Source organism: Anaerococcus sp. NML200537 (assembly GCF_026131715.1).
In the GTDB taxonomy this organism is placed as follows: domain Bacteria; phylum Bacillota; class Clostridia; order Tissierellales; family Peptoniphilaceae; genus Anaerococcus; species Anaerococcus kampingae.
In genome coordinates this window covers 1-11,884 of record NZ_JAMXSL010000052.1, presented here as the reverse complement: position 1 = coordinate 11,884, position 11,884 = coordinate 1, and the positions used below count along the sequence as shown (strand labels likewise).

Here is an 11,884-nt window from a genome sequence, read left to right as displayed (position 1 = left end):
CTAGTGTAAGATTAGTTAATGATGATGTATTACTATTTTGTTTCATAAATACATTGTATCAGAAAAAGACGAGGATGTTTAATTTCCTCGTCTTTTTCTATGTTAGGACTTTTGCAACAGCCCCTTTCAATGTTATATAATTAAGCTTCTATAGAGTTTTCCCATAGGCCGTGGATATTGCAGTAGCTTAGGGCATAAACTTCGCCAGCTTTTTCTGTTTGGATGCTTACTTCTACTTCTGGAATTGAGAAGACTTCATCTTCGCCATGAGCCTTAAATTCATAAGAACCAACTTCAATTGGGAATTTAGCTCCTTCAGCCTTGAAGAACACTTTGATCCAAGCGATATGGTGTTCAAGTGTATTTGGATGGGCAATTTCTTCACCTACAAATGCCTTGATGTGAAGTAGGTTGCCTTCTCTTTTAGCTTCTAGAAAAGGAACGTGTTTTTCAGCTTTCCAATCTGCAGTTTGAACTGTTTCAGTTAATTTCATATTATCCTCCATAAATTTACGTAATATCGTGTATTAAATATATACCCTTGCAGATAATTTGTAAACATAAAATTTGCATAAAAATATAATTAAACACCACATAGATTTTTGTGCTATAATATAGGTAAGTGGTAAATAAAATTATGAAGGATTTAAGATGACTAACGAAATTATAGATGAATCAATCTACAAGGATTCACCCCACGAATTTTTTGAAGACAGTCAGGGTTTTACAAAAGACTTGCTGGATGATGCTAAGTTAAATTTAGAAAAAATAAGAGATGGACTCTACCAGGCGCCTGCATTTCTTGCCTATCTTAAGGCCCATGTCCCTGAAAAGGCTTATATGGCAGTCCTTACTAAAGATGATAAAAGAGGCCTTGCCAAGGGGACTCTTCAGCTTTTGACCAGGAAAAATGGAAGCTTTTTAGCAGAGCTTATAAATCCAGAAACCAACAAGATAATCAAAAAAGTAGACTTAAAGGAAGTAGACCTTACTCCACATCTTGACCAGGCCAGGGCCCAATTTATGATGCAAATGCAAATGGCCCAAATATCAGAAGATATAAGATCCATTGGTCAAGCGATTGAAGCAGTAAGGCAGGGCCAACAGGATGATAGGTTAGCCATAGCCAAGGCTTGTAAGCAAAAATTAATCCAGGCAAGATTTATAAAAAGCCATACCCTTAGGCAAAGTCTATATCTTAAGGTTATATCAGATGCGGAAAATAGCAGAAACCAACTGATGCTAAACCAACTTGCGATTATCAAATTTATAGAAGCCATACCAAAAACAGGCTTGCAAAAATTTTTGGGTAAAACAAATACAGAAGAAATAGATGGCAAGCTTGCTGAACTCATGGATGGCTTAAATGCAATAAATATGGTATCTCTGGTTGAGATAATGGCCTATTACGAGCTTAGCGAAAAAGAAGCTGCTCTTGCAAGTTTTGGATACTATAGGGACTTCATTCAAAAGGCTTATTTTAAATCACCAAACCTAGTTGAAAGGCTTGATAGCCTTGATAAATCAACAAATAAAATTTGGAAAAATACAATCTATAAGGTAAATTCAAATATCCTAGAAATCAGCCAAAATGAAATATTAAAGTTAGGAAATAATCATGAAAACAGTTAAATTAGAAGATAAATATTGCAAAAAATGTGGTAAGGAATTACCATTTGGCACTAAGAAAAAATACTGCGAACGTTGCGAAAATATAAGGATGGAAAGACTTAAAAAAATAGGAGGTATAGGAATAACAGGCTTGGGACTTGTACTTACATTAGGCAAAAAAAATCAAGGATAGCATTGGTTAATGAGATTAAATTTTAAAGGGCTAGAAAATAGAAAAGGGTAAATGGCTTATACCTTGAGATCAATTAGCAATCTTAGTCTGTATAAGTCAGTAGATGTAGGCTATAAAGCTAATTTTATACAGGTTATTTAGCTAGCCGTTGTATAATCAACAAAGGAGGCAAGCGTGGATAGGTTAAAAGAATTAAAGGAAGCAAAGGAAGCGGCAGATCTTGTTATTGGGAAAATTGACCAAGCTATAAAGCAATTAAATTCTGCCTCAAATTGGGGTATCCTTGACCTTTTGGGAGGAGATTTTATTCCAAGCCTCGTAAAAAGAAATAAGATAGGCAAGGCAAATGACATATTAAATGACCTTCCAAAAAGTTTGGAATCTTTAAATAAAGAGCTTAGTGATGTAGGTATAAGTTTGCCAGAAGGCGTACCAAATAGGCTATCAGATGAGCTTTTTGACACAATCTTTGACAATATCTTCACCGATATCAGAGTCCAAGGGGAGATAAAAGAAAATTTACTGGCTCTCAAAGAACTTAGGCATACTGTAGGAAAAATATCCGATAAATTAGATGAGCAAATCGCTGAATTAGAAAGTTAGGAGTAATGATGAAAGTACTAGTAGTAGTAGATTTACAAAATGATTTTATAGATGGGGCCCTTGGCAATGTTGGAAATGACGCGATAGTTGCACCAATTGATAAGCTAGTAGAAAATTTTGATGGGGAAGTTATCTTTACAAGAGATACCCACGATGATGATTACCTAGCTAGCCTTGAAGGCAAGCACCTTCCAGTAACCCACTGCATAAGGGGGACTAGCGGCTGGCAAGTAAGAATTGACACCAGGGGCAAAAAAATCATAGACAAGCCATCTTTCGGATCTTATGAGCTTGTGGAATATCTAGAAGACTTAAACAAAAAAGAAAAAATTGACCAGATTTATATGGTTGGAATATGCACAGATATTTGCGTGATTTCCAATGCCCTAATGATTAAAAACGCCCTTCTTGACACAGAAGTCACTGTAATAGAAGACCTCTGCAAAGCTACAAGCGAAGCGGCCCACCAAACAGCCATAGCTGCTATGAAGTCTTGTCAGGTCAATATAATAAAATCCAAAGAACTTTAAAAATAATATTATAAAAGCTTAAGCGAAAAAATCCTGCTTAAGCTTTTAATTATATGATTTTTAGATCCTTTAATTGGGTATTTTTATAATAAGATAGTTTTTGCATAAAATTTTTATGAAAAATAAGGAGAGTAAAGTGACATTTAGAGATGATTTTTTGTGGGGAGGAGCAACAGCTGCTAACCAATGCGAAGGAGCCTATGATGTAGATAGCAGGGGCCTTGCCAATGTTGACCTTTGCCCTGTGGGAGAAGACAGGGTCGATGTAATTACAGGCAGAAAAAAGATGTTTGAATTTGATGATGACCACTTTTATCCAGCCAAGGAATCCATAAACATGTATCACAGGTACAAGGAAGATATAGCTCTTTTTGCGGAAATGGGCTTTGGAGTTTATAGGTTTTCAATAGGATGGACAAGAATTTTCCCAAAGGGCGATGAAGAAAAGCCAAATGAAGCTGGTCTAAAGTTTTATGAAGACCTCATAGATGAATGCCTAAAATATAATATAGAACCTTTAATTACCATAACCCATTTCGATTTTCCAATGCATCTAATCCAAGAATATGGGGGCTGGAGAAATAGAAAAGTTGTCGATTTTTATCAAAATCTCGTAAGGACAATCTTTACAAGATTTAAGGGCAAGGTCAAATACTACCTAACCTTTAACGAAATAAATGTAATCCTTGCAGCACCATTTATGGGAGCAGGCTTATGCTTTGAAGAGGGTGAAGACATTGAAAAGACCATGTACCAAGCCATCCATAATGAGTTCTTGGCAAGCGCCTACGCTACAAAAATTGCACACGAGATAGATCCAGAGATAAAAGTAGGTTGCATGCTAAATTCAGGAACAATTTATCCTGCCACATCTAACCCAGAAGACATATTCCATGCACAAAAGATAGCCAGAGATAATTATTTCTTTACAGATGTACAAGTAAGGGGCTATTATCCAACTTATAAACTAAGAGAGCTTGAAAGAAAAGGAATTTTACCAGAAATTACAGAAGAAGATAAGAAAATCCTAAGGGAAAATCCGGTAGATTTTGTATCAATATCCTATTACACCACAAAAACAGTAAGTGCTGACAAAGACATCAAGCTTTCAGAATCTAACCTACAAATCACAGTAGATAATCCATACCTAGAAAAAACCGAATGGGGTTGGCAAGTAGATCCACTAGGTTTTAGGACAACCATAAACGAAATCTATGACAGGTATCAAAAGCCAATATTTGTAGTAGAAAACGGACTAGGAGCTGTCGATAAGGCTGATGAAAATGGCTATGTGGATGATGAATATAGGATAGACTTTTTAAGAGACCATATCAAGGCCATGAAAGATGCGGTAGAGCTTGACGGAGCAGATGTCATAGGCTACACAACTTGGGGACCAATAGATTTAGTATCAGCATCCACTGGTGAAATGAGTAAGAGATACGGCTTTATCTATGTAGACCGTGATGATTATGGCAAGGGAAGTCTCAAGAGATCTAAGAAAAAATCATTTGACTGGTACAAAAAAGTGATAGAATCAAATGGCGAGGACCTTGACTAATGTATTTAGTTTTTGATGTAGGCGGCACCTACAGCAAATATGCCCTGATGGATTACAAGGCCGAAATTAAAGAAAGGGGAAAATTTGACACAGTAAGGACAAATAGAGAAGACTTTGTCAAATCCCTTGAAAATATAGTAGAAAAATACAAGGACCAAATAAGTGGTATAGGCCTATCCATGCCAGGCTTCATAGATTCAGAAAAAGGCTTTATGGTAAATGGAGGCAGCCTTGCCTATATCAAAAATTGGCCAATAGTTGATGAATTAAGCAAGAGATTTGGCAAAGTTGTGACAGTAGAAAATGATGCTAGGTGCGCAGCCCTAGCTGAATATTGGCAAGGAAATCTCAAAGCCTATAAGAACTCTGTGACCCTAGTCTTAGGAACAGGAATAGGCGGGGCAATCATGATAGATGGAAAGATCTATAGGGGAAGTGACCTAGTAGCAGGAGAATTATCCTTTATCCTTACAAATATCATGGCAGAAAGAAAAATGGAAAATTCCATGTGCGCCATAGCAAGCGTGCCTCAAATGGTGGGAAAAGTGGTAGAAAGACTAAATTTATCAAAAGAAAATGCAAATGGGGAATATGTATTCTCCCTTGCAGAAAATGGCGATGAAATCGCCCTAGAAGAAATAAGGGCCTACCTATCAATCATAGCTTTTTTGATTTATAATCTAAATCTAGTCCTAAACCCAGAAATTTTTGCCATAGGCGGAGGCATAAGCAGGCAAGAATTGACTCACACAATCCTAAAAGAAGAGCTAGAAAAAATATACGACTCAATGGGACTTGACCTAAGGGTGCCAAAAGTAATCAACTGCAAATTTTTCAACGACGCCAACCTAATAGGCGCTCTTTATAAACATATAAAAAATTAAAAACAAAAACGGAGTTAGGCCTTGGCTTAGCTCTATTTTTATGCCACAGGATTTGCTTATATATTAAAATAAATTTAAAGGGGGATATTAAAAGAAAGTTAATGGGGGATATTAAAGCAAACTTAAAAGAGAATATACAAGTATTAATAATACAAGATAGACTAAGACTATCCTTAAAGTTACTTCAATACCTATTAAATTAAATCGGGACATTTTAAGATAATTTGATATATATATAAGCAGGGAGAATATTATATAATAAAGCTAAGAAATCGTAAACAGAGGAGAAATCATGACTGAAAACTTAACAGCTACTGGCAATATCGACCCAGATTAGTCAATAGACATAAGCCAGGAAGCTAATTTTATATGGGCCATAGCCAATAAATTAAGGGGCGTCTATATGCCTGACAAATACGGGGATGTCATCATCCCAATGACAATAATTAGGAGATTTGAATTCGTCCTTGAGCCGACTAAGGATGAAATTTTTAAAGACTACAAGGAAGAGTAGCAATAAAAATGCAATTTGTAGGAAAGGAGTATGGGCAAGGATTTATGTCAAAAATAGAATCTAAAATACAAGAAAAAGTCATGTCTTTACTGTATTGTGTATTTTTTTCTTTACTTTTAGCCCTTCATAGCCTTGTGACTTGTATGCATTTACCCATCTTTTTACTATTTACTGATGAGAAAGTTTATATTTTTCTGATTAAGATTTATATGAGATATTTGTTTCAAAATATTCCTTTACTACTTTTATTTTAAATTCTGTGCTATATTTTGCCATTAAAAAATTTACCTCCTTTGGTTATTTTTTTGGTCTAACTTTTCGGGGTCAGTATATTTTTGGGTTGCCTTTATTTTTTTTCTTAGTTTAAGGCAGTAGATTATATATTTGAAAGGAACCAGTCTTATATGATACAATGAAAGTGATAATTGATATCATGCGATAAAAGAAGGCCTTTAACTGTTACTTTATACAAGACTATATTGATAGGTCATTTGGGCTTCTTCTTGATGTTTTTGGGAGATATGACCTTATATTATGATCCTAATGATTATGATGGCAAGCCCTATTTACACCCATATTTCTTTTGATTCTCACTCCCCTTGTTGATAGATTTCCAAAGGGTTTGCATATGATTATTCGCGGTGGTTGGTTTAACTTAATATATTTTGTTTACTACCTAACCTTATTGATAAACTATACAAATATGAATTTATAAGCTTATAAGTCAGGGATTAAATTTATTATTTACAGGAGAAAATTTATGAGAAAATTAAATTTTATTGACAACAAGAAAACAAAAGCTGACTACAAAAACTGGGTTCCTGAAAGCTTGTTAAGGAATTTAATACTTGCAAGCCTCGTGGCTTTTATCCTATTTATAGCCCTTGGTGTTAGTGACTTTGTATTTAGCGGAAGAACTCGTCTTATCTTTGCCATTATTTTTGGATATGCAACGCTGAAACTTACTTTTTTTGCAATTTGGATGAGATTACTATATAGGGCTTTTGATTACAATGGAAAAAGAAAGCTTGCCGAAATAATTATAGAAAAGACTGCAGCTTATGTAAAAATTCCTGATGGTGGACTTGGACTTGACGTAGGATGTGGTAGTGGAGCTCTTACTATAGCTTGTGCAAAGAGAAATCCAAAGGCGACCATGGTGGGCTGTGACATATGGAAAGGTTCATATAAAACTGAATTTTCTAAAGAACTCTGTAAAAATAATGCAAAATTAGAGGGAGTAGAGAATGTGAGATTTGAAGAAGGAAATGCAGTGGATTTTCCGTTTGAAGATGAAAGTTTTGATGCAGTAACAAGCAACTACGTTTATCACAATATAAGTGGGAAAAACAAACAAAAACTTTTACTGGAGACATTGCGTGTGCTAAAAAAAGGTGGAGTTTTTGTCATCCATGATCTGATGAGCAAGTCAAGATACGGAGATATGAATAAATTTATCGAAAAGCTTAAAAAAGACGGCTACGAAGATGTGCAATTAATTGATACAACAAAGGGGCTTTTTATGGGTCACAAAGAAGCCTTATTCTTGGGACTTTACGGCTCAACTCTTCTTATTGGGAGAAAATAAAATTGTATATAAATTATTAGACAAATTTAGAAAGTTGATAGGGTGTGCAAGATGAAATACAAAGCTTTTTATTTCTTATTATTTAAAGGTCCAATGAAGAAAGTTCTTACAGAAAAGTATGATAAAGTATATAGTTCAGAAATTATTAAGAAGAGTAAAAAAATTTATCGAAAATTAATAGAAGAGGCAGATGATATCGGCGATGACAATCCAATGGCATACAATGAGATGTTCGCCCTTGTCTTTGTTGCTCCATATATAGCAAGTGAGAAAAAAATTTCACCAGAAATCATTCAAGAGATGATGCGAAGAACTCTTTATTCTTTTAAATGGTATTTTTCTTTAATCAACCTCAATACTAAGATTGGCAAACAGGCCAATAAGAAAAATATTCTTAAGTATTACAAGTGGTATACAGATGAAAAAGAAAAGCTCTATCCTACATCCTTTAAGGTTGATTTTGTGGGAGAACCCTATGAGGGTGCTTGTTATTATAGAATTACACGCTGTCCCATTTGTGCTTACACAAAGAAGCTGGGTGTCGATGAATTAATGCCCCTATTTTGTGAGCTTGATGAGCTTATGATAAGTCTTGAGCATGGAATACTTCACAGAAAAGATACCATAGCAAATGGAGCAGATTGTTGTGATTATTTTATTACAGGCGATAGAGAATAAAGTTAAGTTACAAAAATAAGTATTGGTAAAAACTTATAAATGATTATTAATGAAGGTGTGAAATGAGTTTGACTTATAAAATTGCATCAGAAATAGTAAGACTTCTTGGGGTCAAAAAATGTTTTAAAGAACAAGGATCAGATGCTTGAGTATGCAAAGGTAGAAAATGCAAAGGCAGTATTTGAAGGAATGGGCCACGGACAATTTCTCCACGAACACCCTCAAGAATACGCTAAGAAACTAAAAAACTTTTTAGAAAATAAATAAGGAGAATATTATGGATATAACAAGAGCAATATTAGATGGAATTGCAATGGCTGCTATCTTTAACGGTTCAGTGGCAGCTTTTGTACTGATTAACCCAAGATTTTTCTTCGATTCTTATCCAAAGGCAATTCAAAATTCGGCTCCAGTAAAAATGACAAAGGGAGAAAAAAGAATAAATTTCATACTTACATATGTAATTTCAATAATATGTTTGATATATGGAGTGGCCTCTCTTTTACATACGGGAACAAGAGGACTTAGAGATCTTTTCTGGATGAGCTATATTCAGTGGATAATATTAAACTTTGGAGATTTCCTTTTGTTGGATATACTTTTATTCCAAGGAAAGTACAAGGATAGGATAGTCATACCAGGCACAGAAGGGCATGAGGACTACAAATTTGGAAATTGGATGAAACATTTGGCCATTAAGGAACATTTTATCTTGATGCCATTACTAATTCCAATAGTATCCATAGTCCAAGCTTGGCTAGTGGTGTTACTGGGATTATAAAATAAATTTGATTAAGAAATCTCGAGGAGAAAAATTTGGAAATTAGAAAAATATCAAAATCAGATTTAGAAGAATTAGCAAAGTTAATGGTAGATGTCTATAATGGTCCACCTTGGAATGATAAATGGACAGCAGAAACAGCCCTAGAATCTTTAACCGATATTTCAGATTTTCCTAAATTTTTTGGCAATCTAATTGTCGATGGAAATAAAATAATTGGTGCAATAATTGGTCATATAAGAAGATATGCGACTGAATCAACTTTTTATATTGATGAGTTTTTCATTTCTGAAGAATATAGGGGGACAGGTCTGGCAAAAAAACTTTACCAAACAAGTATAAAAGAATTGCAGGAAAGAGGTATAAGCGGTGCATTTTTCACTACTTTAAAAAATTCTCGAGCCTATAATTTTTATGTAAAACAAGGCGCTTGGGATTTGAAAGATTCTTCATGCTTCTACCATAAATTTTTCTAAAGGTAATTTAAAAATATAAGATGTTTTGAAGCAAGGATAGGCAGGGCCGAGAGCTGGCCTTTCACCTATATTCCATGAAGCAAGCCATCGAGGAGGGCTTTATCATCGATGTCCTCCAGTAATATGCGACCTATGAAACCATGAATATGCGAGGGGGAAGCCTAGGGTCTGATAATAAGAAAAAGCTTTCTGAAATAATTGATGATATCAATGCTAGGACTGGTTTGAATCTGGATGTGGATGAGGCATCAAGGGCTATCATGCAGATTAGGGACCTGATGATGAGGTCTGATGACCTTAGAAAGTCAGCGAGAAATAATAGCGAGGATGACTTTAGATTTTCCTTCTATTCTGATGTAGAAGATGCCTTGATTGCTGGCTTTGACCAAAATAGGGATTTTTATAGCTTGCTTTTGGACAATAAGGATATACAAAAAGAGGTCTTGGGACTATTTATACCAGGCCTTTATAAGAATTTGAGGCAGGATAATATTTAGGAGGGCTTATGAAATTAGAAGTGTGTATTGATTCTTATGATTCGATGATTTCAGCTGTAGTGGCTGGGGCTGATAGGGTTGAGATTTGTTCAGCTCTTGACCTGGATGGCCTTACTCCATCTATTGGTCTTGTGAGGCTTTGTGAAGAATTTGATATTGAAAAATATGTGATGATTAGGCCTCGTCCTGGGCATTTTACCTATGATGGGCTAGAAATTGCCCAGATGAAAGAGGAGATTATGGCCTTTAAGGATATGAAGATCCATGGCTTTGTCTTTGGTGTCCTTGATGCTGATGGCAAAATTGATATAGAAACTATGAAAGAACTTGTCTATCTGGCCTATCCAAAGTCTGTGGCCTTTCACAGGGCCTTTGATTATTCAATTGGTGGGGAAGATCAGGTTGAAGCTTTGATTAAGATGGGAGTTGAGCGAATTCTTACATCTGGCAAGAAGCCTAAGGCTATAGATGGCCTAGATTTAATAAGAGATTTGCAAGAAAAATATGGCCATAAAATCGAAATCATGGCTGGTTCTGGAATAAATTCTTCAAATATTAAGGGGATTTACGAAAAAACTGGGATTGAGTCTTTCCATATGTCAGCTAGAGATTATTACCAAACAGAGACCTCCTATAATAATTTTGGAGGGGCTTTTTCTGATTATTCTTATGCGGTCGGGATAGAAATTGAGATGGCGAGGGAAGTTCTCGATTCTCTTTAATAAATTTTTTCTTTTTTGTGACCTAGGTCATAGTAATTTTTTATATTTTTGATAAAATTATTATAGAAACGTTGAGTAGAATAGATTGAAAGGAAAAATAATGATTAAAGATAGTAAGATTATATTAATTGGTGATGGAGCTGTTGGTTCATCTTTTGCCTATGCTGCTACCCTTTGGGGTATCGGCAGAGAGCTTGGAATTATAGATATCAATGAGGATAAGGCTGAGGGAGATGCCATGGACTTATCTGATGTTTTAAGTTTTGCAAGACCTAAGAAGATTTATAAGGCTAACTATAGCGATTGTGCTGATGCTGAGCTTGTTGTAATTACAGCAGGTGCACCACAAAAACCAGGCGAAACTCGTCTAGACCTTGTAGATAAGAATTTGAAGATTTTTAAGGATATGATTGGCAAGATTAAGGATTCAGGATTTGAAGGAATCTACCTAGTAGCTGCTAACCCTGTTGATATCCTAACTTACGCTACCTGGAAATATTCAGGTGCAGACTGCAACAAGGTTATAGGATCTGGTACAAGCCTTGATACATCTAGGTTTAAGAAGGAAATAGCCAAGCTTGTTGGTATCGATCCAAGAAGTGTGGATACCTATATCCTAGGTGAGCACGGAGATACAGAATTCCCTGTTTGGAGCCATACAAATATAGGTGGCCTTCCACTATACGAATGGGTGTCTAAGCATTCGCAAGTCGATGAGATGGAGCTATTAGCTACTTTCGATAAGGTTAAAAACGCAGCCTATGAGATTATTAATAAGAAGGGCGCAACCTTCTACGGAATAGGAGGAGCCCTTGCCCGCCTAGCCCAAGCTATAATCAATGATGAGAAGGCAGTTTACTCAACATCATCCTATCTTGATGGCGAATATGGCCAAAAGGATATCTATATAGGAGTGCCAACAGTAATCGGCAAGGATGGGGCAAAATGGGTAATCGACGTGCCTTTAACAGATACAGAACAAGAAAGAATGGACAAGTCTGCCGCTACCCTAAGAAAGGTAATGGAGGATGCAGGCCTATACGATTAATAGGCTCATTAGTCTATGAAAATAGCCATAGCCAAGCTATGACTTGCAAATCCCACAAATACATTTAACTAAATATTAACTACTATTACACTATTAACCCTAGCTTGGCTAGGGTTTCTTTATATTCTTTTTTATAAAATCTAATTTTTTAAAATATTTTTCTTCTTGGCCTTTTGGCTTAAATTAGGACTTTTTTTC

General features: G+C 35.5%; 15 protein-coding genes and 1 pseudogene. 15 read left to right on the top strand and 1 reads right to left on the bottom strand.

What is annotated here, in order from left to right; all coding sequences use genetic code 11:
• Nucleotides 1–140: 140 nt before the first annotated feature.
• Nucleotides 141–494, bottom strand: coding sequence for a desulfoferrodoxin family protein (locus NH288_RS10665; protein ID WP_265215250.1), 354 nt, complete (start codon nt 492–494; stop codon nt 141–143).
• Nucleotides 495–651: 157 nt separating this feature from the next.
• Here NH288_RS10665 and NH288_RS10660 point away from each other — a divergent pair, with 157 nt between their 5' ends.
• The 15 genes and pseudogenes from NH288_RS10660 to NH288_RS10590 all read left to right on the top strand — a co-directional run bounded on the left by NH288_RS10660 (nt 652) and on the right by NH288_RS10590 (nt 11,686).
• On the top strand, nt 652–1,632 hold the full coding sequence (locus NH288_RS10660) for a hypothetical protein (RefSeq protein ID WP_265215249.1): 981 nt from the start codon (nt 652–654) through the stop codon (nt 1,630–1,632).
• Nucleotides 1,619–1,804, top strand: coding sequence for a hypothetical protein (locus NH288_RS10655; RefSeq protein WP_265215248.1), 186 nt, complete (start codon nt 1,619–1,621; stop codon nt 1,802–1,804). Before NH288_RS10660 ends, NH288_RS10655 begins: the two co-directional genes overlap by 14 nt.
• 174 nt (nt 1,805–1,978) lie before the next feature.
• Nucleotides 1,979–2,407 (top strand): hypothetical protein, encoded by a 429-nt coding sequence (locus tag NH288_RS10650; protein WP_265215246.1) that lies wholly within the window; start codon nt 1,979–1,981, stop codon nt 2,405–2,407.
• Between the two features lie 8 nt (nt 2,408–2,415).
• The gene (locus NH288_RS10645; protein WP_265215244.1) at nt 2,416–2,937 is read left to right on the top strand and encodes a cysteine hydrolase family protein; all 522 of its coding nucleotides are present in this window, start codon (nt 2,416–2,418) and stop codon (nt 2,935–2,937) included.
• 136 nt (nt 2,938–3,073) lie between these two features.
• A complete protein-coding gene (locus NH288_RS10640; RefSeq protein WP_321161886.1) occupies nt 3,074–4,498 on the top strand; it encodes a 6-phospho-beta-glucosidase in 1,425 nt (474 codons plus the stop codon).
• Complete coding sequence (locus NH288_RS10635) at nt 4,498–5,382, top strand: ROK family protein (RefSeq protein WP_265215242.1); 885 nt, start codon at nt 4,498–4,500, stop codon at nt 5,380–5,382. Before NH288_RS10640 ends, NH288_RS10635 begins: the two co-directional genes overlap by 1 nt.
• A gap of 340 nt (nt 5,383–5,722) precedes the next feature.
• Nucleotides 5,723–5,896, top strand: coding sequence for a type I restriction-modification system subunit M N-terminal domain-containing protein (locus NH288_RS10630; protein ID WP_321161887.1), 174 nt, complete (start codon nt 5,723–5,725; stop codon nt 5,894–5,896).
• Between the two features lie 760 nt (nt 5,897–6,656).
• Nucleotides 6,657–7,484, top strand: a complete 828-nt coding sequence (locus tag NH288_RS10625; RefSeq protein ID WP_265215240.1) for a class I SAM-dependent methyltransferase — start codon at nt 6,657–6,659, stop codon at nt 7,482–7,484.
• Between the two features lie 51 nt (nt 7,485–7,535).
• A complete protein-coding gene (locus NH288_RS10620; RefSeq protein WP_265215238.1) occupies nt 7,536–8,162 on the top strand; it encodes an L-2-amino-thiazoline-4-carboxylic acid hydrolase in 627 nt (208 codons plus the stop codon).
• 171 nt (nt 8,163–8,333) lie between these two features.
• Nucleotides 8,334–8,429: pseudogene (locus tag NH288_RS10615) on the top strand (alpha/beta hydrolase); the annotation flags it as partial.
• A gap of 10 nt (nt 8,430–8,439) precedes the next feature.
• Nucleotides 8,440–8,943, top strand: a complete 504-nt coding sequence (locus NH288_RS10610) for a hypothetical protein (protein ID WP_265215234.1) — start codon at nt 8,440–8,442, stop codon at nt 8,941–8,943.
• A 35-nt stretch (nt 8,944–8,978) separates the two neighbouring features.
• Complete coding sequence (locus tag NH288_RS10605) at nt 8,979–9,419, top strand: GNAT family N-acetyltransferase (protein WP_265215233.1); 441 nt, start codon at nt 8,979–8,981, stop codon at nt 9,417–9,419.
• 140 nt (nt 9,420–9,559) lie between these two features.
• Entirely contained in the window at nt 9,560–9,916 is a 357-nt protein-coding gene (locus tag NH288_RS10600; RefSeq protein ID WP_265215232.1) for a hypothetical protein, read from the top strand.
• An 8-nt stretch (nt 9,917–9,924) separates the two neighbouring features.
• The gene (locus tag NH288_RS10595; RefSeq protein WP_265215231.1) at nt 9,925–10,638 is read left to right on the top strand and encodes a copper homeostasis protein CutC; all 714 of its coding nucleotides are present in this window, start codon (nt 9,925–9,927) and stop codon (nt 10,636–10,638) included.
• A 103-nt stretch (nt 10,639–10,741) separates the two neighbouring features.
• Nucleotides 10,742–11,686 carry an L-lactate dehydrogenase gene (locus NH288_RS10590; protein ID WP_414731764.1) on the top strand — a complete coding sequence of 315 codons (945 nt, stop codon included), beginning with the start codon at nt 10,742–10,744 and terminating at the stop codon, nt 11,684–11,686.
• Nucleotides 11,687–11,884: the final 198 nt, after the last annotated feature.

Coding starts and splice junctions, on each gene's coding strand:
- NH288_RS10635 (WP_265215242.1), top strand. CDS start 4,498: ATGTATTTAGTTTTTGATGTAGGCGGCACCTACAGCAAATATGCCCTG.
- NH288_RS10665 (WP_265215250.1), bottom strand. CDS start 494: ATGAAATTAACTGAAACAGTTCAAACTGCAGATTGGAAAGCTGAAAAA.
- NH288_RS10660 (WP_265215249.1), top strand. CDS start 652: ATGACTAACGAAATTATAGATGAATCAATCTACAAGGATTCACCCCAC.
- NH288_RS10655 (WP_265215248.1), top strand. CDS start 1,619: ATGAAAACAGTTAAATTAGAAGATAAATATTGCAAAAAATGTGGTAAG.
- NH288_RS10620 (WP_265215238.1), top strand. CDS start 7,536: ATGAAATACAAAGCTTTTTATTTCTTATTATTTAAAGGTCCAATGAAG.
- NH288_RS10610 (WP_265215234.1), top strand. CDS start 8,440: ATGGATATAACAAGAGCAATATTAGATGGAATTGCAATGGCTGCTATC.
- NH288_RS10595 (WP_265215231.1), top strand. CDS start 9,925: ATGAAATTAGAAGTGTGTATTGATTCTTATGATTCGATGATTTCAGCT.
- NH288_RS10645 (WP_265215244.1), top strand. CDS start 2,416: ATGAAAGTACTAGTAGTAGTAGATTTACAAAATGATTTTATAGATGGG.
- NH288_RS10625 (WP_265215240.1), top strand. CDS start 6,657: ATGAGAAAATTAAATTTTATTGACAACAAGAAAACAAAAGCTGACTAC.
- NH288_RS10600 (WP_265215232.1), top strand. CDS start 9,560: ATGAATATGCGAGGGGGAAGCCTAGGGTCTGATAATAAGAAAAAGCTT.